This is a genomic window from Phocaeicola coprocola DSM 17136 (assembly GCF_000154845.1).
GTDB classification, from domain to species: Bacteria; Bacteroidota; Bacteroidia; order Bacteroidales; family Bacteroidaceae; genus Phocaeicola; species Phocaeicola coprocola.
Window position 1 is genome coordinate 38264 of record NZ_DS981464.1, and the last position, 24112, is coordinate 62375.

Sequence of the window (24112 nt, forward strand, 5' to 3'; positions counted from 1 at the left end):
AAAAATCCTCGCAAAGTTATAGCTTGGCGAGGATTTTTCCTAATTTTTTATGTTTTGTCTTATTCCTTTATCTTTCTTCTAGAGCAGGGGAGCCCCGAAAGGAGCTTGTTTTTCTTCAATCCACCACTGGAAATTCAATCGTTTCGCTGGATTCATTCCAGTTGTCGATAGTGAAGTTTCCGGAACTCCCCCCCCCTGCAAAAATATCTCCGATAACAATGTTTACTGTCAGACGTGTATTGGCAACCAATGTCGATTCCAGATTTTTCGATAGCGTGTGTACGCTACCATCTTTCAGCGTAATCAGGAGTGTAAGCAAGGGGTTGGGGCAGAAGGAAATACCATTACCATTGCATTACTCATTTCGGTATTATCGACAGAACGTACCAGATCAAACTTGACAGTCTTTGTCTTATTTTCGGGTTCGGCTGTATACAGATTGATTTTTTCAGCTATTCCACCGATAAGAACCTGCATATCTGTAATGTTAGAGTTGATGACGGCATTGTTTTTTGTTTTGACAATCACCTTGAGTCCTGCTACAACCCGTTCCATATTGGCTTCCAGATCCTCTTGTCCGATATTTACTTCCTTGTTGGTGGGTACCAGATCGTATACAGGAATATATGTAGTATCTTTATTATATTGTCTCAATCCGAAATACAATTTAGATAAGTCTGAACCAATAGATAGCCCGGGTTCATCAATGGCTGGGGTTGTATGAATAGGTTCTTCATATTTGGGAGTTCTCCAATATACAATGTTATATTTGCCGACAGGCAGCGATACTTCTCGGTTGTTATCTCCTACAATGTTTCCATCCTGAACATTGTAAAAACCATAGAACACGCTTAGCGTATTGTTTACATAGTTCCCGAAATAAATAGAGCTTCCCTGAAGGCAAGGATAAGCTTCTACTATACCCGTGAGAGGACTTTGAGAATCGCTCACACGGGTATGTAGAGCGGGAGTAACAAGATTGGGGGTTGATTCAGTAGAGAGAGTATAACTGTCATCTCTACAAGCTGTCGTGATGAGTAAGAGTGTAAGTGCTCCTAAAGTGATTTTTTTCATACTTTGTTCTTAAATAATAAACAACTAAATGTAGCAAATGTTTTCATAAAAGTGAAATTTCGTAAGAAAAAAATGTGTATAGGGAAGAAAAAAGGCAATATATTTCCAAAAACTTGTTGAAGAGCATATTTTACTTGGTTGAAGTCTTTTCAGATAATTCAGCAAAAACTCTCAATTTTTGTACAAATACTTTTGAAATATTGCTCAAAAAAATCGGGGAAGTTGTACAAATTTTAAAAAAATATCTCGATGTTTTTGGAAAGATTTGCCCAAGTTTTAGACATAATTCCGGCTTTTGTTGTTTTAGTGGCTTTTTAGTAACCAAAACAGGGTTCTTAATTAAAGAAAAACAAGGTACAGTGAAAAAGTTAAGTTTGTATCTTTGTCGGAAATTAGGTATGAAAAAGATTATGAAGAAGCGTACAAAAGGGATATTGAAAATAGCCGGTATATCTTTCGGCTCATTGATTGTTTTAATTCTGATAGCAATAACAGTTGCTATAAATTTTGTGTTTACTCCTTCCAGGTTAACTCCGGTAGTCTTGAAAACTGCTAATCAGGCACTGAATGCCAAGTTGGAGATGAAGAGTGTGGAACTGACTTTTTTCTCTACGTTTCCACGTTTCGGATTGAAGTTGGTCGATGGAAGTCTTGTCTCGAAAGTGTTCTGTGATACAGCATGGCAGAAAACAGATTCGTTGCTGTCATTTGGCAAATGCGTGGTTGTGGTAAATCCGATAGATTATTTGATAAATAAAAAAATAACTCTTAACTATCTGGGATTGGAAGATGCTTCGGTTTACGCTTATAAGAGTAGGGAGGGCATTGCCAACTGGGATATTGTAGCTTCTGATACAACTGCTGTAGCTGATACTGCTTCTTCTGGCAAGACAGATTTGTCGGGAGGTATTGATATTCGTCGGGTATCGCTGAAGCGGGCAAATGTTATTTTTGATGACCGGGATACAAGAGTTTATGCCCGCCTGACCAATGCTGCACTTAATCTGACAGCTTCTTTGCAGAAAGAACACTCAAAGTTAGCTATGCGTTTCAGCAATGATAATGTACTTTTCTGGCAGGACGGACAATTGCTGGTCAATAAGGTTGCGACAGACCTGAAGACTTCTCTTGATCTGGACCGTTCTACGCGTACACTTACACTAAATGATGCCAACATTTCATTAAACGGTATAACCTTTGATGTGAAGGGAACCTTGAAGCGAGATACAGTTCGCCGTGCACTTAACGTGGATATTGCATATGCTCTGCATGCTCCTTCCTTGGAAACGGTATTCAATATGATTCCTGAGAGTGTTTTGAAGCGTGAAAGTATGGAGGCAAGAGGCAGTGTGAAAATGGAGGGTGATGTAAAAGGATGGTATGGAAAGCAGCAGATGCCTGCCGTTACGTTGAAGGTACAGATAGATAAAGCATCGGCTAAATATGAGAAACTTCCTTATGGAATTGACAATTTTACGGCCGATTTTTATGCGTTTGTAGATTTAATGCGTAAACAGCCTTCGTATGCAGACTTGAAGATTTTTCATTTTCAGGGGGCTCATACAGATATACTGGCCGATGCAAAGATTATGAATCTGTTGGAAGATCCAGATATAACGTTTAATACAAAATCGAAAGTAGATCTGACTGCCTTGGCACAGGCTTTTCCTTTGCAGGAGGGGGTAACTATTGGTGGCGATCTGGAGGCTGATTTGCGGTTGAAATGTCGGCTGTCTTCCATTAAGAAGCAGGATTTGGGACGTATTCGTTTAGGTGGAAAATTGAAGATGACGAATTTGCAGTTGCGGGATGTTAATAAAGGATTTGAATTTGCGAGTGATGCTTCGCTCAATTTCATCGGGAATGATAATCTGGCTGCACGTGCGGAAATCAATAAACTGGTCTTGCAGTCAAAGCTGGCTAATTCGAATGTAGAAAAACTGACTATGTCGGTTAAATCTACTAACCCCCAGGATACTACCCGTATTACAGACGTTGAATGTAAATTTACTTTGAATCGTCTGAAAGGGAATATGGGCGATTCGTTGGCGTTATTCTGTCAGAAAGCTGATGCTACAGTGCGCTTGCAGCCTGGGAAAAAGAACCCTTCGATGCCTCAGGTTTCTCTTTCGCTGAGTGCTGATACCATGTTCTGCCGTGCCTGGAAAACAAAGATGGGGGTGGATCGGGCAGGCTTTGCTGTGACCGCAGAAAAATTGCATGATTCACTCTGGATTCCGAAAGGCATCATTGGTTTCCGTCGTATGAGAATGTCGACTCCTGAATTTGCATTACCTATACGTATGAAAAAAACATCGGTGACGATAGGTAACCGGATGATAACGCTGAAAAATGCAACTTGTCGGGTGGGACATTCCGATTTGACGGCAACTGGAGCCATATACGATTTGTATGGAACGATGAAGCATCATCGTCCGTTGAGGGGGAAGCTGGAGGTTTCTTCCCGTAACCTCGACTGTAATCAACTTATCAATTCATTGAGTTTCCCAGAAGATACACTTCAGGCTGAAGTTGATACTACTGCTTCATCGTTGGAGTTATTTGTAATTCCAAAGAGTCTGGATTTTGAACTCCAGACTAACTTGAAAAGGGTGAAGTATGACAAGATGATATTCGAAGATGTGCGTGGAGCTGTGGATATCCGGAATCAGGCTGTTCATCTGAAAGGATTAAGCATGAAGGGGATGGATGCTCAGATGAATGCAACTTTGGTTTATCGTGCTCAGGAGAAGAAGCAGGGATATGCCGGATTCGACTTCAGGCTGCATAAAATCAATATAGCCAAGCTGGTTGAATTTGCTCCTTCACTGGATACAATTGTCCCGATGCTTCGTTCGTTCCAGGGAGTTGTTGATTTTGAAGCTGCTGCCGAGGCGGTACTTGATTCGAATCTGAATATCAAGATTCCGTCTTTGCGTTCGGCTGTACATATCAAGGGCGACAGTCTGGTACTGATGGATGGAGAAACTTTTGCTGAAATATCGAAGATGCTGATGTTTAAGAACAAAGAGCGGAACATGTTCGACAGTATTTCGGTGAATATGACAATAAAGGACGGCAATGTGACAGTATATCCTTTTATTGTGCAGATAGACCGATATAAGGCGGCTGTGGGAGGAACTCAGGGACTTGACATGAACTTCGATTACCATATTTCTATTTTAAAGTCGCCTCTGCCTTTTAAGATGGGAGTGAATATTACGGGAAATCTGGATAAGATGAAGTTTAAACTGGGCAAGGCTAAATACAAGGATGCGGTAACTTCGGTAGAAATACGAAAAGTAGACAGTACACGTATCAATATGGGACGGCAAATCGTAAATGATTTCCGCCAGGTTATGAAGAGAAAACCTGAATAAGGTTTCTCTTCTTATACCATCTTGCGGAGAATGCGTGGAAACTGTATGGCAAAGATAAGTGTACAGCAGATGGCTGCCGTTGCATCAGAAATTCCTTCAGCGGCATATACTCCGGGCATCCCCATGAAACGGGGCAGGATAAGTGCCAGCGGTATGAGTAATATAACTTTGCGCAATAGAGCGATGAATACCGAAACTTTAGCTTGACCTAAAGCAACGAACATGTTCTGACACGCACGTTGTAATCCGAATATTGTCATTCCTCCGAGGAAAATCGGCATTACCTGGCGTACTGTTTCTATTAATGTTTCATCGTTCGTAAAGGCGGAAGCTACTAGTGAGGGGAATAGAATCATGAATGAAATCAATAGAAAATTGAATGAAAACATGATGATGACTACTATTTTGAAGCATTCTTTTACTCGTTCCCGGTTATGATGGCCGTAATTGTAGCTGACAATGGGAACAAATCCTTGCGCAAAACCTGTCAGTGGAACGCTTACAATGAGCATGGCGCTTTGCATGATGGCTAGTGCACTGACATAGATATCTCCAAATTTTTCCAGACTGCTGTTCAATACAAAGCCCACCAGGCTTTCTGTACTTGCCATGATAAATGGTGAAACTCCTAACGCCAGAATGGAGAGTATGATGCCTTTGTGCAGTTTCATGTAGCGGTATTCAAGTCTTAATGAGGCTTTTTTCGACGTGAGAAAGGAAATTATCCATATGGCACTACAGGCTTGTGACAGGATAGTAGCTAAGGCTGCTCCCTTTACTCCCATACCGAATGTAAAAATGAACAGAGGATCTAATCCGATATTCAATATTGCTCCGATAAGGACAGAATACATGGCTATGGTGGGACGTCCTTGTGTATTGATGAATGTATTGAGTCCTACTGACAGTTCCACGAACAGAGTACCCAGCAAATATATCGAAAGATAATCAGTAGCATATCCTATTGTATTTTCCGATGCTCCGGTAAAGAGCAATATCGGCTCCATAAACAAGTAAGTGGTAGCGGAAGTCAGTATGGTAAATATGAGCAGCAGGATGAATCCGTTGCCTAAAATCTGTCCGGCACGCTCCCGGTTTCCTTGTCCCAGGGCAATGGCAGCAAGTGGACTTCCTCCTGCTCCGACAATAGCAGAGAAAGAAGATATCAGTATTATGACAGCACTTGTTACTCCGATTCCAGCTAAAGCATCGGTTCCGATGCCGGGTATGTGGCCGATATAAATACGATCGACAATATTGTATAGCAGGTTTACCAGCTGAGCTGCAACCGCCGGAAGTGACATCTTAAATATAAGAGGTAACATGCGGTCGGTTCCTAATCTTTCTTCATATGCATTTCCCATCTTTGCCTTCTTTTAAAAATTGCGCAAAGGTAGTTATTTTTTATTAATGCGAATCAGGAGTTGAAAATAGCTTCTGATTCAGGTTTTAAAAGTTTATAATTCAGTTAATTACTTCATTGTTTTATTTTATAATCTCCTTGAAAAATCAGTATATTAGAGTAATAATTCCCGTTATTGTCTAATTATGACCTAAAGTTTTCCCCCCTCATATCAGCTATTTGAGTAATAAGAAGTCTGCCATTTGCCGTGCGGCTACAGTTGATAGGCATGTCAACAGATCCACTCCTGCTTCACGCGACAAAACTTCCAGCAGATGCCTGACTTCTTCCAAAGTCCTGCTCCACAGGGTGAGCACTTGCAGCCGGTCACGCTCCGAGCGGAATAGTGCTCCCAGGGTTTCGTATTCTGAAAAGCGTTTGGCCAAGGAGAGCATCTGATACATCATGAAACACAAGGTGGTGTCTGCAATCTGAGCGTTGTAGCTCCGACTCTGACATTTTCCCAGTCCAAGATAACCGCGGCATTCCTTGAATATGACCTCTATGCCCCAGCGTCTTTCGTAAAGTTCAAAGGCTCTGACGAAGTTCATGGAAGTATCTGTAGTAAGCAACACTTTCCAAAGGGTGCTTCGCCCGTATTTGATGATGAAGATGCGTATGGGCTGTTCGCCCGGTTTTGCATGAAGCTGAATGTATTTGCACTTGTACTTTCGGCAATAGCATGAAGTTGTACGTTCATACCTTACAATCTGTTCATGGATGTTTTGGGGACGTTTGGACTTGCTTGTCTGATAACGCAACTTGGGGTTCATCTTGACCAAACCAATATAGTGCACTGAACCACCGCATAGCTCGCGGACTGCCTGTATGAGCGATTCGCATGTAAACCAACTGTCAGCAAGCACATACTTGAAGTTGATACCATGCCCCACGGCATGACAGAGCATGCGTCTGGCCATTTCGAGCTTGCTCTCATCACATTCCGCCTTGCGTGTATAGTCCGGATTTTTTGCGTTCCGCTTTTCCTTGAACTGCTCCTTCCGCTGTTTTAAGGTCAAGCCGTAATCCTTCTTCTTTCCTTTTTCACGATGAAGGGAGAAGTCTATGGGATAGCAGCTTTTCCCGTCAGAGAGAGCTGGTGTCAGGCATTTCATTCCATTAATGAAATTGTGGGTGACATGGCCGAACACCTTGCTGACTCCTTCGATTCGAATGCCGCTTTTCTGAAAGGTTGTATCATCAAGGATGGCACAAGTGTCATGCTCGTCGGTATTCACCTGATGCTCCCGAAGAATGACATGGAAGCGAAGGGTGATTTTGGTAAGAAGCATTCGCCAGTCGATGCGGGCGTTCAAAAGTGCGCGATACAGCGTGTTCTTTGACACGGCGCAAAGTCCATGAAAATGATTGGAAGTGGCACAGGCAATTGTCTTTCCCCACAGGCGCATGATGAGGAGCGAGATGAAGAGGGAGGTCAAGGTATAGCCCTGAGCCTTCTCAAACTTTAGATTCCGAACGATTTTACCGATGCCCAATGCCTTCATGACGACTAAAAGTTGCTCTTGAGCTTGTTCTTTAACGGATAAAACCTTGGTAAGTTCGTTCAAATTACCTATTTTTGCTTCTATAATAGTATTCTTATTTTTCATTGTAAATCAGTTGATTAAGTACCTCTAATTTACGAAGAAAATTTGAATTACTGTTACTTCCCACCCTCTTTATTGGGGTGGGAAACTTTAGTCACTTACTACATTATTTACAGTCTGGGCGGATACAGAAACCGACAGACAAGCTAGCATAGAACCAATTATTGTTTTCATCGTCTTATATTTTTTGCGCAAAGATAAAGTCATACGCATAATCGGATTAGTTTTCTCTGGTATATTAAAATTTAAATCGAGTATGAAAGAAGTAATAGATTGTTTAAATAATTCATTACAGGAGCATAAATACAATTTTGGCTCCCAATGCATCGCTCTGATTCAGAAGCTTGTCGAAGATTCGTGCTTAAACATTGCTTTAATACAACAGATATATGCTCCTAATCTCAAAATTGATTATAGGCAACTTCCGGATATTATAAAAAGGACCATAGACGAACCGAACAATTTTGTTTATCAAGAAAGGAAAATCTTTTATGACTATAGTTTTATGAGCAATGAGATAAAAGTAAAAATAAATACCCAGCATATAATTGCAACTCCTGATGAGGATTCTATGTTTATACAATTCAAATTAGAAGAGAACTTAAATTCCTTCAGCCAATTTCTTAGAAGTAGCGAATATATAACCATAGAAAACTATTTGGACTTTGAAGCATTTAAAGATTTTGAACTCAATGTGGAGGATTATGAACGGAAATCAAAATCAATGAAGCTGAATGTGAATGCATCTGCTTGGAACAAGCTGTTTGATAGATTGTTGATTAAGTATTTCAATGATTATGCATATGACAAGCAATGTTCTGGTTCTAAGATAGCTCGTTTCTCTAAACAGATTGTAAGGAATTGGAAACTATGCATTGAATATGATAAAAACATAGTGGGTAAATCTAAGCGCAGTAGATTCTTTGAATTTCCACATTTTAAAATTTCCCTTATAAAAACTGATGACGACGGTTATATGAATCATACCTCAGATTCAGTTCTTTCGTTAGGAGTATTGGGAAATCCTTTCTTTTACTATCCGGCAATAACACCAACAGCTTATCTGGGTTACTTGGAATCAAAATATCACCGTAAGCCATATAATGAAATTGTAGATGGTAAAAAAATCCTTTGTGATTATGTAGCAACCATCAATGAAATTGCAACAATCGAGAATGACGGGAAAATAATCACCGTAAAGTTTCGTCAAAGTGAATCTCAGCTTTTAAAGGAGTATGTATGCTATTACATTTGGCTATTGTCCCAAACTAGTCGATGCTATTTAAACTACATAGAGGCATCAGTTGAGTCTGCTATTGCATTGTACAATAGACAAGTTTAATCTGCGGAGATAAAATAAAAACATTCTTCTAATCACCAGTTGTGTTTGCAGAATAATGTGTTAAAAACAATCTGATACACAGATAATTTGTTCTCCAACTGACGGCTTTATCAAAGAAAAAAGTAACTTTGTGTGAGTAGCAACGAAACTATCATTTATTACACAAAATAATGAAAAAGTGGATAATAATAACCGGCTTGATAGTCTTGTCTGTGATAAGCTATTTGTTTATTGATAGCCGAATCATTGATTATACAGATGGTACACCTGTGAAGTACATGGAACTTCCCAAGGAGGTTCAAGATAGCCTTGTATGGCGGGGAAGACATGATGGATGTGTTTCGATAGAGGATACTGTAATCGTAAGATATAAGTCTGTGATTTGTTTTGATTCGGATTATACGATGTTTCATTTTGATGTTGGACCATGGACTTTTGCTCATTTCCTAAAGCGTAACAGCGATGGGAAAATATGGAAATTTAAAGGGATATACAATATCCCCAAGCCAATGGTCACCATTGGAGATACGCTTTATGTTCCATCTGAATATAATATCAACTCCGGTGGCAGGGTAGATAACAATGCGGTCTTTTACCGACATATTCTAAAATAGATGATGATGACAAATTCTTCTAAGACAGAAAAATGGATTCCTTTGCAAATTATTGCAGGAGAATGTTCCTTATCAAGTATTGAATATAATGCTACCGATTTAGTGGTTGAATTGGACTCATTCCGTGAAGAACGAACTATCAAAATAACATTCTCGGATGTATTTTCATACAGAGTCACCTTGGAACATTTCCGGTGGGCTGATTTTGTGAATGCTCCTAAAACATCAGCAACCTTGATTAAAGTTGAAAACTCTAATTTTATAAAGTGGTTGGAAGATGCTGGCGAGAAACAACTATATGGCAGCACGCTTAATATAGCCCATTATATGTTACAAACTACAGAGCATATAATCGATGTCGCATTGCTGCGTAGCTCTTCGATAACAATAGACGGAGTTGAGTTGCAGTTAAATTCTAAAAATGAAGAGAAATAGTTGTTATTAATTGTGTGTAGAAAGCTTCATTCATTCTTATTACAACATGATGAAATTAGACTTTAAGAATTACCCGGCGGCATTAAAAATAGTGTGTATCATCGTTTTGCTTCCGATACTCGCAGCTCCTCTTGTGTTATATTCCACCATCTTCTTTTTTGATAATCCTTCCAATGTAAGTGAAGCATTCGCATGGTTTGTTGCTGTCAATTCCTATTCATTCATTCTTTTGGGTATTTGTTGGGTTAGCGTATGGATGTATTCTAAATACAGGAGATACCTTCCTGCCATCTTGCCGTTTCTATTTTATCTTGGAGCGATATATGTCGGATATTGGTATTTTACGGACGGTCCGATAGACAAAAAACATGTAACTGCGGATGATTACAGATTATACAGAGATACCCCTTGTGAGGAACTTGCCAAAGCCATCAACCGCCAGAATGTAAAAGAAATCGACCGGATTCTATCCCAATCACCTGAATTGTTATCCTACAAAGAAAGTAAGTTCAACCAGACGATTCTGTTTTATGCCATTTCGGATGATAAAATACGTGCCGTCGAAGCCCTATTGAAGCATGGAGCCAACCCAAATCAAGTAGTAATAGACAGCAATAAGAGCATTTATATCCCTATTTCAGATGTATGTGGCCGATATTGGGATGAAGACAAGAAAATAAAATATGTCCGATTGCTTCTTGACTACGGAGCTGATATAAACATAGCTTTTGCCAATGAGTTTGTCAGCAGACATTGCGGAATCTGCCCTTTAACTCCGCTTGAAGCAGCATCTCAACAGGGTGATTTGGAGCTCGTCCGCTATTGTCTTGCAAATGGCGCTGACCCCAATTTCAGATTCAAAGAGCTTAATTCCACTCCTTTGGAAATAGCAATATTATTCAGACACTATACTGTAGCCGAGGAGTTACTCAAGCACGGAGCAGACCCCGATTTGCCTATGTATGAAAGAAGAACATCCGTCCGCAAAGAACTGATTGATGAAATAAAAGATCCTGATTTTTCAGATTCCAACCGAGATTTAAAAGCAAAAAGAAGACTATTGAAAATGATTGAAGATTAAGATTAAATGAAAGTACGTATCGTCATCATCGTAATTTGTTTGAGTATTCTATCATGAGCAATGTGTTCGTGAGGTAATTAATGTGTTAAAAACAATCTGATACACAGATTATTCCTTTTCCCAATAAAAGTATTATCGAAGAAATAAAGTAACTTTGTACAATTATGGTTAATCTATTTTGTTTATGAAGAAGTGGCAGAAGATGATAAATAAGATTGTATTGATGGAAATCATAATGCTATCCAATAGTTCTGTGATATTCGCCCAAAGCAAAAAATACAATCCATATTACTACCCTAAATTGAGAGAATACGTTGACTGCAATCAAATTGATTTCAGTTCTGAATATAAGAAATGGCTTATACCGGACAACTCCGAAAAATTTGTCGATATTACTCATGAACTTTTGGGAAACGGGTATGTATTCGAAAGGGCATTGTTCAACTCAGAACAATTCACGTATGAAAATATAGATGGTGAGTCATACTACAAGGAAACTTCATTTAACGGAATACTTGGTGACAAATATACCCGGATTGAAATATTTATCCATCCGGAAGTTGAACGTATAGATTCCCTAACATTCACGGTAAATGGTAAAACAAAAGTGGGAAAGAATATATGTGATTTTATAGGAGAAATATTTATTGAACATATATACAAGGTATGGGAAAGGGCTAATGACCCGGATAGTCCTAATTATTATGTCATGGTGTGCAACTATTTGTTTACGGAAGATAAAGAGCAATTCGGAACTGGATTTTTCAAAGGCACATATGGTGCATATTGCTATATAGACGAAGCCAATAAAAAGGTATGTTTGGATATAGATGCAGGAGGTGGCGAGTTAAATAATCGCAATTATGTCGGTATATGGCAAAGCTATAAAACCAAAGCTGTAAAAAGATGCATTTGGGGGGATTATCGCCTGCCATATACTTTTGATTTTGATATTGGTGACGAAGATATGCATGTTAATCCCAAATACAATAGTCCTGAATGGGAAGAATGGCAATCTGAAATAGTTAACCCTGAAGAAAAAAAACATTGGTGGGAAGATTCTCAGAAGGAGGGTTGTCGATGAAATTGACAAATAAGGAAATCAAAACAATTGGTCTTTCCTCTTTCAGAAGATGTCAGCGAAAAAATGTAAGCATAAATACTTTTGTTGAAGATATATCCAGTGGGCTTGATAACTACTAACAAAGAATTATAAACTATGACAGCATCAGAATTTGTAACCGCAATTAAGGCTATCACTCCAAACGAATGTGCGTTCTCGATGATGCCTGAAGGTTTTGCTCAAATCTATTTGGAGGAGTTATTTATCGGGAATAATAAAGCGCATACCATTATAAAGCAGAATGATGCTGTTATAGATTTGGTTTGCAACTATGATGTGTCCAAGTTAACAATAATGATATTCCGTTTCAATAAATCTGATGAGTTGAAAGAAACAGAACGGTTTATTTTTTTTGGATGGCGGGAGGCTTTCCCGCTTGCCATTCTTAAAGAAACTGGCGAGGTTGTAGAAATGGACTGGGCAGATGATGAACGTATTATGAGTTATATCGCCAAAGATCAACAAACATTTCTTGACCTTCTTTTTGCTTTGGAAGAAAATAGTTTATCTGGCATTATTTCAAAAAAGAACAAATGGGATATAGAACATCTTATCAGTGTTGCAGGTGGTGTTAAATATAAAGAGAACGTGATGGAGTTATTCATAGCGTATAAAAAAGGGGAATAAACTATTAAACATGAGATAAATGAGAAGAAAAATTGTCATAATGCTGATAAACTTAGGTCTTGGTCTTTTTACAGTATCTATGTTTTTAATTAGTGCCAGAGAAACACACATCTCTGAAACCCGGGATAATATTACCTGTGATATAATTAAATTAGACCTGGAATACAGTTCAAGGCAACATCCAACGGCAACTCTTATTTACCAAAATAAAGAGTACATCACTTATATAAATAGCGTTGATAGTTTGCAAATCGGTTTAAATAACACTACATTCTTTTATGATGAGTTGTTTGATAGGGTCTTTTGTCGTAATTCAGGTATTGCAAAAGCACGGCTCTTTCATTTAAGCTTAGATAAAGGCACATAATTCCCCCACCCACTTCTTATGGGAAGTAGGGATTTTGTTATGATTGATACCCAAAACGTTACGAATCCTCTGAAATTACAAATTATCTCATTTTTGATCCAGCATATGTATCATTGCGGTAAAGTCCAAAGAAAGTTCTCTAATAAGTTCGGCCGTTCCCTTAGCCTTGTCGGAGAGCTTTTTCCTTTTACCTTTCCATATAGAAAGTATTGCCAGTACTATCCTCTGTATCGTGTCAAGGTTTCTGGCGGACCTTGCACTATTCCGCCTGATGAAGTCCTGCCTCAGGTTGCGGTCAAGGTCCCAGTGCATGCTTTCTATTGCCCAATGCATTCTGGCTATTGTACTCAGCCGCCTGGCACTTCCGTGAAAACTGGAGACATAGAACCTCCTCTCGGAAGATTTCTGACCATCAGATTTTCTCTCCGTTGCAGTCCGTATTTCGACAACCGTCAGATTTCCATTCCACTTTTTCCTGTCCGTAATCAGGTCATTTCCACGAAAGATACGGCATACTCTGGTCTCTATTCTGCCATGTTCAAGAAAAGGGCCTTCCGAATATACATCCACAGGCTCTGCAAGTTCGACATTGTCCTCAACCCCATATCGCAGAGTTCTCTGGTTTGCCTTCAGCTCGATAAGGAAATCACCGCCTTTTTCCCGGATTTTATCTATGATGGCTTTCTGGAAGGACATGGCGTCTGCCGTAACTATGCATCCTGACACATCCACCTTGTCCAACAGTTTGGGTACGGAAGTTATCTCGTTGCTTTTTTCTTCACACATGTCCGTGGCAAGGGTGAAACCTCCTTCAAGGGAATAGGCGGATACGATGTCGGGGGTGCGTCCGTTTTCAAGTACCGTCCCTCTCATTGCCTTGCCGTCAATACAGAGGATGTCTCCGGCACAACCGACAAGCTCATCATGGAAGGTGGAGGTAAATTCAGACATCCGCTCAGACATGGCTTCATCATCAATATGTTTGAATATACGGCAGAGCGTAGGTTCAGAAGGCACACCGTCCAACAAAATTCCTAAAGAGCGGAAGCGTTTCAGATTACGCTCGCCGAATCTGATTATATCCGGTCTTGTCATACACTTGCCCAGCCGTCCGAGTATTACAAGGAGAAGAATATCTTCCAGCTTGTATTTGTAGTTTCCCTTGTCTGTCCTGCGGTAATCCGGCACTGATTTCACAAATTCTTTCAGATGTTTCATTATGCTGCCACGACGGCAGAATGCATGTTTCTTTTTTATATATTAGACATGCAAAATGTTGCATATCAGCAAAATAAATCTTATTTTCGCATAGCGAAAATTAAGGCGGAAATCAAAAAACGACCTCTGTCGCATTTGATTTCCGCCTACAAAAATAATTTTATATGAACGATAAAAAGAAACACCGGAAGCGGTGCTTCCTGCATCGCTGTGCGCAAAAATAATGGTTTTTCGGAGAATAACAAGGATTATAGAGGTTGTTTTAAATGAAAGAGCCGTGATTAAAATGAAGCTTTGTTAGAATGTTTTGATGTTTTCTCAATTTGTTTTATTATATTTGCGCCAAAATTAAAACATTTTACACGATGGCTGAGTTTAATCAGATTAAGGTAGTATTGGTTAAGAAGAAGAGAACTGGAAAATGGCTTGCAGAGCAGATTGGTAAAAGCAACTGTACTGTGAGCAAGTGGTGTTCAAATGCAGCACAGCCAGATATCCCTACTTTATCAAAGATTGCCGAGGTTTTGGAAGTTGACATAAGAGACTTGCTTGTTGGCAACGAAGGGTAATAATTCCCAAGTTTGACGAGTAAGCGTTTTTGATGTGTCTTCACATAATCGTTACAGAATTTCAATTATGAGCACCATAAATAATCTTCAGAATTTGGTTAATCGCTTCTTGGAAGCAAAAACAGACGGTAGCCTCGAAGGTGCGTCGGAAGCAACCATGCGAACATGGATTGACGAACTTCTATCTGTGTTCGGGTGGAATGTGCAAGATACTCATCAGGTTCTTACAGAGCGTACATTAGACAAAGAGGAGCGTCAGAAACTAAAAGCAATTGGTTCTACAAATGTACGTCCAGACTACACTCTTGTAAATGGCAAAGTACCTTTGGTATTCGTAGATGCAAAAAATCTTGATGTGAACATTGAAACAGGCAAGGATGTTGCTTTTCAGATTCGTTCCTATGGTTGGTCTATAGGAGCTCCTTTTTCAATCGTTACCAACTTTGAACAGTTAGCTATTTATGACTGCTCTTATATGCCGCGTATTAACGATGAAGCAAATTATGCAAGACATTTTTATGCGACAGCAGATGAATATGTTGAAAAGTTTGATACTTTAGACACATTCCTCTCTCGTACCAATGTTCTGGCTGGTAATGTAAAATTTATCCAGCAGAAAGGAAACGCTCTTGACGAAAACTTCTCAAAGATGCTTGGTGAGGCTCGTATAGCATTTGCCAAAGCCATTATAGACCAGAACGAAATTGAGAGTGTTAATGTACTCAGTTATTATGTACAAACAATCATAAACCGAATTCTGTTTATACGAGTATGCGAGTCACGAGGATTGGAAGTTGATGGGTTATTGAACAAGTTTGCTCAGGGTAATTTCTGGGAAGAATTTAAGAATAGCTCGTATGGTGATTTCTATGACCATTATGATGGACCTATGTTCAAGAAGATTCCTTCATTGCAATCTTTGCAGATAGATAATGGTGTATTTGAATCTTTCCTTGCAAATCTCTACTACCCATCTCCTTACCGTTTTGATGTTATCCCATTGAAAACGCTAAGCGATATATATGATCTTTTCCTTGGCTACCAACTTGTGGTTGATGGCTCGTCTGTAACGGATGAACTCAAGGCAGAGTTTAAGAAAAGCAACGGAGCCGTAACAACACCAGAGGCTCTTGTCAATCAGGTCATTGAATGTACTATACCTTTCAACACTATAGCCAACCTTACTATTGAGCAGATTTTTAATCTCAAAATCATAGATATAGCTTGTGGTAGTGGTGTGTTCCTTGTTGGCGCATACGACTATCTGATTAAACAGATAGAAAAGAAACTTGAGCGTAATCAGGACTGTGATGCAGAACTCTATGCAGATTTGGAATATCCCGTGTTAAATATCAACGGCAGACGTAAACTCATTAACAATTGCATCTATGGTGTTGATATAAATCCTGAAGCAGTGGAAGTGTCTAAGATGTCACTTTGCTTACGTCTTATTGATAACTATTCTCCAGAGGATTTTGATGCTGTCGGTTTGCTCGGTTCCCAGATACTCAAAGGTATTGGTGCAAATATCCGTTGCGGTAACACCTTGGTTGGTACAGACATTGAGCAGCATTTTCCTGCGATTGCAGACAACATGAGGGAACTCCAGGAAACAAACGCTTTCGATTGGGAATCGTCATTCCCCACTGTGTTTGAGAATGGTGGCTTTGACTTTGTAGTAGGTAACCCTCCATATGTGGAAGTAAAGAACTATAATGTTGGCTTACCTCACATGGCTGCTTACATAAAGAGATTCTATTCTTCAAGCAAGAATGGAAAGATTGACCTTGCAATTCCTTTTATTGAAAAAGGTATCAACCTACTTAATGCTAATGGTCGTTTAGGCTTTATCGTACAGAAACGATTCTTCAAGACAGAGTACGGCAAAGGCATTCGTGAGCTTCTTACAACTCGTAGGCTGCTGAACGGTGTGCATGACTACGAAGAAACAGATCTCTTCGCTGGCAGACTTACCTACGTAGCAATTGTTGTGTGTGATAATAATCGTGAAAACAACAACCATGTATGGTATTACAATTCTTGCTCGAATAAAAACATGTTGTTAAGTGCAGATACTTTGTCTGACACTCCTTGGAATTTTGAAAACGCTCAGATGAATGCCTTACGTATACGTTTGACGAAGAGCTTAGGCACATTAGAGGACGTGTGCAACGTAAAAGTTGGCGTGCAAGTTCTATGGAATGATGCCTTCCAAATTCATGTTGATAAGATAGAGAATGACCTTATCTATGGCCACAGCGTCATAGACGAGCATATTGTTATTGAAAAAGATGCTTGTAAACCACTTTTGTGTAATGAGCATTTTGCACCACTGACAAAGCGAGACTATACGACATACGCATTATTCCCATACGATGTCACAGACGATGGAGAAGTAACCGAACTGAGTATCAATGATATTGAAGATAGATACCCTCGTGCTTACAATTACCTAACAAAGCATAAGGCACTTATTACGTCAAGTGTCCAGACATTGCCAGAAAAGAACAAATCTTATACTGCGGCTGAACATTGGCATTTATTCACTCGTGCCAACAATCATGGTGCAGTTTACAAGAAACTTGCAGTACCAATGACGGCTCAGTACCCACAGGCAGCCGTAATCACAGATACACATGTGTATTGTGACAATGCTAATATGTTTTTCGTTCAGGTTTCTGACATGACAGAAGAGAAACTTTACGCATTGTCCGCTATTGTCAATTCTACTATCTTCTGTGCCTTTGCTCGTTCGATTGCGAATCCACAGCAAGGTGGATATTACAAGTTTAACAAGCAGTTTCTTAATCCAGTGCCAGTTCCTAAAGATGCATTCGTAGAATGTAAACCTCAGATAAAGAAACTTGCAAAGGTGGCTAAGAGAATCGAAGAAACCAACGAACAAATCCGCACAAGCATCGGTGGACAGACAACTGGCCTTGAAAATTCGTTGAAGTCGCTTTGGGCAGAACTTGATCAGATTTGCGATAAGCTCTATGGTTTGAACATAGAAGACAAAGGCATCATTTATTCAACTCACAGGTTTGACAGAAATCCTTATGGACAAGAAGATTAAAGCACTCATAGAGAAATACTCGGACAACGAAGCATTACTGATCCAACTCGTTGTAACTGCATTTGCTAGATTCAATCACCTAGAACTTGGCAATGGTTATCTTTCTGCATTTGTTGATGCTGAAAATGATGAACTCGAAGCAGACATTGAACTCCTTGCAGCTCAATGTACGATAGAAAATGTTATCAGTTTATTTGAGTTAGCCATTCCTGATGCAGAAAAGACTGCCAACGGAGCTGTTTATACACCTAAGTACATTCGTGATTACATTGTTCGTCAGGTTATGCATTCTGTCGAAAAGCCTTTGGCAGAATGCCTTTGTGCCGACATCTCTTGTGGATGTGGCGCATTCCTATATACGTTAGCAGAGTACATTCATGAGCATACCGGAGAACAGTATAGTAACATTTTTGCCCACCTTTATGGAGTTGACATTAGCGCAACTAACGTAAATCGTGCAAAGATAATGCTTGCTCTTGTTGCTTTACAGAATGGTGAAATCATTCAGGAGGATGTGTTCAACCTGTTTACTGGAGATTCGCTTACTTTCGACTTCCGAACAATGCCGAATGTTGCGAACAACAATGGTTTAGACATTATTGTCGGCAATCCTCCATACGTCCGTTCAAAGCACATTGACAAAGAAACGAAGAAGAACCTTCCTCTCTGGAGTACCTCAAAAGTTGGAAATGCAGATCTCTACATTCCTTTCTTTGAGATAGGTTTGACAGCATTGAACGAGAATGGATTACTTGGCTACATTACTGTAAATACATTCTTCAAAAGTGTAAACGCACGTACTTTACGAAACTATTTTGCAGATAATCACCTATCATTGAGTATAGTTGATTTCGGGCAGCAACTTGTCTTCAAAAAGAAACTGGCATACACTTGTTTGACTTTCATGTCAAAAAAGCAAAGCGAATCATTGCTTTACGTTAAGGCTGATGTAGCTGACGTTGAAGCACAGAAGAACTTTGTTTACAGTAGAATCAATTACTCTTCATTAGACAATCATCGTGGATGGCATTTAAATAGAAACGAGGTACTTGAAAACATCCGTCTCATTGAGAATGCAGGAGAGGCACTTGGCGATAAATACGTTATCAAGAACGGTATTGCTACGCTCGCTAATGACGTGTTTATCTTCCGTCCTGTGCGTACAGATGATAACTATCATTACCTTGTTCGCGAGGGAAAGGAATATGCTATTGAGAAAGGTATTTGCCGAGACATCATAAAGCCGAACATTTTGAAGAGTGAGGCAGAAATAAGCGAGAAGGAGGAAAAGATCATTTCTCCTTACGATGCAGAATGCAACGTGATAGCAGAGGATTTCTTTTTGGCATATTATCCTAATGCGTATAAGTATCTTCTAGATTGCCGTTATGTTCTTGATAAGCGAGATAAGGGTGAGGGTGAATATGAAGCATGGTATGCTTTTGGACGTACCCAGGCAATTGCCGACTCTGGCAAGAAGTTGCTTTTCCCTTATATGAGTGACCTTCCGCATTTCGTCTACACCTCTCAAAAGGACATGATGATTTATTGCGGTTATGCCATCTACAATGAATCGGAAACAGAATTGCTGTTCTTGAAAAAGGTCTTGGAATCAAGTGTATTCGACTACTACATGAAGAATACGAGCAAACCATATTCGACTGGTTATTACTCGTATGCAAAGAACTACGTTAAGTCGTTCGGTATCTATCCATTTACAGCAGAACAGAAGCAACATCTTCTCTCTTTGAAATCAAAAGAAGAGATAGATGAATATATCCGAGAAATTTATCAAGTAGCAATATAGTAACGAAGTAATTCATACTGATAGAATATGTACATAGTTGATTCCGACAATAATAAACTTATTCCTGCTCAATCAACCTCCTTCAAGGATCAGAATATTAAGGAAAGGCAGCATCTGCAGGAATGGATAGCCAAGAACCCAGAAGTGCTTGGCGAAAAGTTACTTATCATCCAGAAAGAGTTTGATGGTTTCTCTGACACTCGTGAACGTCTTGACCTGTTGGCACTTGACGATCAAGGAAACGTTGTTGTCATTGAGAATAAACTTGATGACTCTGGACGTGATGTCACATGGCAAGCTATCAAGTATGCATCGTATTGTTCCAGCCTCTCAAAGGAGGAAATCATTGAGATATACGCTAAGTATCTTGGAGAATCGAAAGATATTGCTATCGAAAAAATCTGTGCATTTTATGATATAGATGATCTTGAGGAGATGGATTTGAACCTTGAGAATACTCAGCGCATATTCTTTGTTGCTGCCAATTTCCGCAGAGAGATAACATCTTCCGTACTCTGGCTTCGCAACTACGGAATTGATGCTCGCTGTTACAAGGTATCGCCTTTTGTCTATAACGGCAAACTACTTGTTGACTTCGACCAAATCATTCCGATGAAGGATGCAGAGGACTATGTTATCAAGATGGCAGAGAAGAAAAAGGCCGAGACGACACAAGCAGCAGCTACCCGTCAACGGCATAACGAACGTTCGGAGTTCTGGCAAAAATTCATTGACTACAACCAACAAGTCAACGGAGATTATGCAAGTTCAGCAGGAACACCCGACAGTTGGTTAGGAAAAGGTGGCATTGGCATCCCTGGTGTAAGTGTAAATATCGTCATTAGTAAAACATTCTCACGAACAGAAATTTACGTCAATACGGGTGACAAGGACTTGAATAAACGCGTCTATGATTACTATTACAGTCAAAAGGACAAGTTAGAGAATCAATTAGGCACTCTTGACTGGCAAAGACTTGACGATAGAGTAACATGCCGTATTGCCCAAGCAAAGTCTCTGACATATTGCAACGAGGATGACCATCAGGAAATTTTCGAGTTCTTCACAGAGCGCACTTCAGCTTTTATCAAAGCCTTCAATCAAGCATCTAGGGGATTTAAGAAGTAGTGTCAGATTATGTTCCCAATATATCCCCATACGCTTTTTCTAACTTTGAATACAATTTGTCGATTTACCTAATATAACCAAAGAATAAAGATGATAAATATTTATCAAACATTATTGTACAAACAGTCAGAAGATTATCTTTTATTCCTTGATCCTCTGGTAAAAACTCGTTATTCTAATGAGTATAAAACATGTGCTATAATGCGAGATCGAGGTTCAAAAGCAGACTATGTTCAAACATATCTTTATGATACTGAACAAGTTTGGAACCTTGTAAACAGAACTATAGAAAATGGGCAGTGGTTCTCTAGTATGTATTTAAGTTGGGTCTTATACGAAACAGACCTTGTTCAAAATAAGATACTATCTAGATTTTCTTTATTCTGTTCCCTTGTTGAAAGCAATTTATATCGTCGTATAATTGAGAACAACAGGTATGAATGCTATGGTTTTTGTATGTCTGTTTTAGTCCTTTTAGACAAGATGTTCCTACTTAGGTTTCCTAGTGACTATAAATACTCTTTACTTAAACTGGCGGTAGAAGGTCTTGTTTCTTACATATATTATCATAAAGATGAAAACGTACTTTGGGACGCAGAAATATATTCAAGTTATGCAAGACTCTTTGATATATTTCGAGCAGAAATGACCGCAATTCTAATGGACAACAATCTTGGTTCGTATGCTCAATATAGTTATTGCTATGGTATGTTTGAAGCATTTAAAAGTTGTCCGATTGAAACTTCATACAAACTAGAATATCACAAAAATGCGTTAATGATGCAGCAGAATCAAACTGTTGTTGGTGTGACAAGTGACTCAATGGACGCTAGCCTTAGAGATGCTGTATCATTAGGAGAACAGCAATTTTTAGGTTTTGCAACCAAAATGCTTCAATATAATATAGTAAAGCAGGACTCATTGGTAGGATTATCAGTTTTTTTGAAAGAGCTTGATTCTGCTCATAACTGTCGTATTCAAGAAGAAAACGGATTTGAAAATATAAAATGTTTAGAACGTTTCTTCCAAATTGAACCATATGATAAATATGGATATATTCAACCTCCATACAAAAGAACATCTATTACCTATGATAGATTATTGGAGGAGATTGGAGTTTGCGAGGCTAACTGTAATCAAAAACAATTAGATAATGGAGAGATTGTGATTTCAACAGACAATATAAGCCTATTTCCAAAATTCCATTTGCATCATGAATATAATAAAATAATATCAACAGCCATTCTTTTTATTCGAATCACTATAAGACAAGATAAGTCCATGAAATCTATTTCTGTCTTAGGTATCAACTTGTATGAATTATATCGAGATGTATCTAAATCTGGTCTTTTTTTTAATATTCCCTGTGTTGTCGGTATTTGGGACGCTAATTATTCAGGTGCGATGCACCATCTTCTTTTGTTGGTTGGAACAAATTATGATATAATTAATGGTTTCAAAAACTAATAAATAACAATTATGCAAGATCTAACATTAATATCAAAACGGCATCAACGTTATGAGCGTGGAGTGCCTGTCATGGGGATGCAGCATTGCGGTAGAGCCCTAATTATCAAAAACTCTGATTTTAGAGAATTAACGAAAGGTGCACCAGTAACCCCAACCGAAGGTTTTTTGGTGCGAATGATTAATACAGATGTACGCGATGCAATGGGAAATTATCAAGAGATGATGCAGCCCAAATTGATGACATTAGTATCAGATACAACGAACAAAATTGAACTAAAAGGAGTCGCACTTACCATGATGGGTATTAAAACGGTAGATTTTAGTGATTATTCCATAACACTACATCTTGTTAACCGCATGGTAGCTAAGTGTGTTCTTCACATGCTGGATAGAGGCATTGATATAGAATACCTTGACATTCAGCCTTAATTCTAATACCGAAACAATTCAGGTTATAATTTTAACAATCAAATAATTATGATAACATTTACAGAACAAGAGAAAGCGGTAATTATGTTAGGTACTGCCTCCATAACTGAAGCTGATGGATATGGTCAAGAACCGACTCCTGAAGAAATGAAGTTCGTTCAATTTGTACAACGAGCAATCAAGCCTACACAAACCGCATATCAACTTTTTCAGAACTATTTTCACAACCCAGTTAGTGCATATAGTCAGATTAAGAATATTTCAATCGCAAAAAAACGCATGATTAAAACATTCTTTGTATATATGTGCACATGTGATGGACCTATTAACGAAGGGGAGCAGCAGGCGTTAGACCTTCTTGATACGTTGTGTGATTTCCCATATATGAGTATGGGTGAAATCGAGAACGAATATAAGATGTTTTTTGGACTATAGTATTTCTACTATTGCGATTGATAAAAAAGGCGCATCACCCACTACGGATGGTGCGCCAATTTTAATAGAGAGTAGGTAACCATTCTATTCTTCGCCTTGACACACATTGCAGCCTAACCTATTGAATTTAATTATATACACCGTTCCCCGATAGACTCGGATTTTAAATTTTGGGATAAAATTAAGAATCATATTCACTCTAGTAAGAATTAACTAATATGGTCATATCTTGATAAATTCTTAAAGAATGAGGTAACCATTCTATTTTCCGCCACGACAATTTTATCGGCTGTTTTTCAGCCGATAAAATAAAAATGTCCGCAAGAAAATAGTTTAGTTTTAACATTCCGATTTATAAAAACATGGCAGAAGGACCTTCTTGTCGCAGTCCTTACCATGAAGAATACATTCAAACAAGTGCTTCAGGTAATCCTGAGGGGCTATATCATTAAGCTTGCAGCTTTCTATCAGAGAAAAGATGAATGCCGAGTTTCCTGCTGCATCCTCACTGCCTATGTTCATACAGTTCTTGAGCAGCAGCTTTACAGGTTTCATCCTTTGCTCACAGAGGTTGTTCGATATTTCCGCAGAACCGTCCTTGAGGATATTTTTCAGGGATTTCCACTGGTTTATCGTATAGTTCACAGCCTTTCTCATCAGTTCGTTTGCCATGAGTTTGGTATCCTGCATCATCATGACCACCTTATGATGGATACGTTCAAGAATAGGTCTCGTAAGCTTAAGTCTTTTTTCCTTAATCTGCTCACCGCTGAGTTTCATTGTGCGGAACAAGTCTTCATTTCTGAACATATCACCGATAGGGTCTATTATATCCATCGCAGTTCTGTCTGATGGCAAGGCATCGACCCACAGCCTCTTGCAGTGTGTCCAGCATCCTATATGAAGCACCTTTGAGTCTTCTCCGTCG

General features: G+C 39.1%; 19 protein-coding genes and 1 pseudogene. 15 read left to right on the forward strand and 5 right to left on the reverse strand.

The window, feature by feature from the left end; genetic code table 11:
- Positions 1-115 precede the first annotated feature (115 nt).
- Positions 116-1074 (reverse strand): annotated as a pseudogene (locus tag BACCOP_RS07570) (FimB/Mfa2 family fimbrial subunit).
- A gap of 410 nt (positions 1075-1484) precedes the next feature.
- On the opposite strand from BACCOP_RS07570, the gene BACCOP_RS07575 reads away from it, so the two are divergent.
- Positions 1485-4454 (forward strand): AsmA family protein, encoded by a 2970-nt coding sequence (locus tag BACCOP_RS07575; protein ID WP_040311922.1) that lies wholly within the window; start codon positions 1485-1487, stop codon positions 4452-4454.
- Between the two features lie 11 nt (positions 4455-4465).
- On the opposite strand, the gene BACCOP_RS07580 is transcribed toward BACCOP_RS07575, so the two are convergent.
- Positions 4466-5818, reverse strand: a complete 1353-nt coding sequence (locus BACCOP_RS07580; protein ID WP_007567892.1) for an MATE family efflux transporter — start codon at positions 5816-5818, stop codon at positions 4466-4468.
- A 214-nt stretch (positions 5819-6032) separates the two neighbouring features.
- Positions 6033-7466 (reverse strand): IS4 family transposase, encoded by a 1434-nt coding sequence (locus BACCOP_RS07585; protein ID WP_007567894.1) that lies wholly within the window; start codon positions 7464-7466, stop codon positions 6033-6035.
- 253 nt (positions 7467-7719) lie between these two features.
- Between BACCOP_RS07585 and BACCOP_RS07590 the strand changes: the two genes are divergently transcribed.
- The 7 genes from BACCOP_RS07590 (at position 7720) to BACCOP_RS07620 (ending at position 13052) form a co-directional block, all read left to right on the forward strand.
- Positions 7720-8805 carry a hypothetical protein gene (locus BACCOP_RS07590; RefSeq protein ID WP_007567895.1) on the forward strand — a complete coding sequence of 362 codons (1086 nt, stop codon included), beginning with the start codon at positions 7720-7722 and terminating at the stop codon, positions 8803-8805.
- A gap of 170 nt (positions 8806-8975) precedes the next feature.
- Positions 8976-9419 (forward strand): hypothetical protein, encoded by a 444-nt coding sequence (locus tag BACCOP_RS07595; RefSeq protein WP_007567897.1) that lies wholly within the window; start codon positions 8976-8978, stop codon positions 9417-9419.
- Entirely contained in the window at positions 9420-9854 is a 435-nt protein-coding gene (locus BACCOP_RS07600; RefSeq protein WP_007567899.1) for a hypothetical protein, read from the forward strand.
- Positions 9855-9900: 46 nt separating this feature from the next.
- Complete coding sequence (locus BACCOP_RS19235) at positions 9901-10935, forward strand: ankyrin repeat domain-containing protein (RefSeq protein WP_007567900.1); 1035 nt, start codon at positions 9901-9903, stop codon at positions 10933-10935.
- Between the two features lie 184 nt (positions 10936-11119).
- On the forward strand, positions 11120-12019 hold the full coding sequence (locus tag BACCOP_RS07610) for a hypothetical protein (RefSeq protein WP_007567903.1): 900 nt from the start codon (positions 11120-11122) through the stop codon (positions 12017-12019).
- Between the two features lie 135 nt (positions 12020-12154).
- The gene (locus BACCOP_RS07615) at positions 12155-12685 is read left to right on the forward strand and encodes a hypothetical protein (RefSeq protein ID WP_007567908.1); all 531 of its coding nucleotides are present in this window, start codon (positions 12155-12157) and stop codon (positions 12683-12685) included.
- A 19-nt stretch (positions 12686-12704) separates the two neighbouring features.
- Positions 12705-13052 carry a hypothetical protein gene (locus BACCOP_RS07620; RefSeq protein ID WP_007567909.1) on the forward strand — a complete coding sequence of 116 codons (348 nt, stop codon included), beginning with the start codon at positions 12705-12707 and terminating at the stop codon, positions 13050-13052.
- Positions 13053-13139: 87 nt separating this feature from the next.
- Here BACCOP_RS07620 and BACCOP_RS07625 read toward each other — a convergent pair whose 3' ends face one another.
- Positions 13140-14270: an ISAs1 family transposase gene (locus BACCOP_RS07625; protein WP_007565353.1), complete on the reverse strand. Its 1131-nt coding sequence runs from the start codon at positions 14268-14270 to the stop codon at positions 13140-13142.
- 365 nt (positions 14271-14635) lie between these two features.
- Between BACCOP_RS07625 and BACCOP_RS07630 the strand changes: the two genes are divergently transcribed.
- The 7 genes from BACCOP_RS07630 (at position 14636) to BACCOP_RS07660 (ending at position 23184) form a co-directional block, all read left to right on the forward strand.
- Complete coding sequence (locus BACCOP_RS07630; protein WP_007567912.1) at positions 14636-14839, forward strand: helix-turn-helix transcriptional regulator; 204 nt, start codon at positions 14636-14638, stop codon at positions 14837-14839.
- Between the two features lie 67 nt (positions 14840-14906).
- Entirely contained in the window at positions 14907-17915 is a 3009-nt protein-coding gene (locus BACCOP_RS07635) for an Eco57I restriction-modification methylase domain-containing protein (RefSeq protein WP_007567914.1), read from the forward strand.
- Positions 17899-19722 carry an Eco57I restriction-modification methylase domain-containing protein gene (locus BACCOP_RS07640; RefSeq protein ID WP_007567916.1) on the forward strand — a complete coding sequence of 608 codons (1824 nt, stop codon included), beginning with the start codon at positions 17899-17901 and terminating at the stop codon, positions 19720-19722. Before BACCOP_RS07635 ends, BACCOP_RS07640 begins: the two co-directional genes overlap by 17 nt.
- 27 nt (positions 19723-19749) lie before the next feature.
- Positions 19750-20850: a DUF4268 domain-containing protein gene (locus tag BACCOP_RS07645; protein WP_007567918.1), complete on the forward strand. Its 1101-nt coding sequence runs from the start codon at positions 19750-19752 to the stop codon at positions 20848-20850.
- Between the two features lie 90 nt (positions 20851-20940).
- Positions 20941-22317 (forward strand): hypothetical protein, encoded by a 1377-nt coding sequence (locus BACCOP_RS07650; protein ID WP_007567920.1) that lies wholly within the window; start codon positions 20941-20943, stop codon positions 22315-22317.
- Positions 22318-22329: 12 nt separating this feature from the next.
- Positions 22330-22749, forward strand: a complete 420-nt coding sequence (locus tag BACCOP_RS07655) for a hypothetical protein (protein WP_007567923.1) — start codon at positions 22330-22332, stop codon at positions 22747-22749.
- Positions 22750-22797: 48 nt separating this feature from the next.
- The gene (locus BACCOP_RS07660; protein ID WP_007567926.1) at positions 22798-23184 is read left to right on the forward strand and encodes a hypothetical protein; all 387 of its coding nucleotides are present in this window, start codon (positions 22798-22800) and stop codon (positions 23182-23184) included.
- Between the two features lie 339 nt (positions 23185-23523).
- On the opposite strand, the gene BACCOP_RS07665 is transcribed toward BACCOP_RS07660, so the two are convergent.
- Positions 23524-24112: IS66 family transposase (locus tag BACCOP_RS07665; protein WP_007567930.1), on the reverse strand; the 589-nt coding region annotated here is incomplete at its 5' end.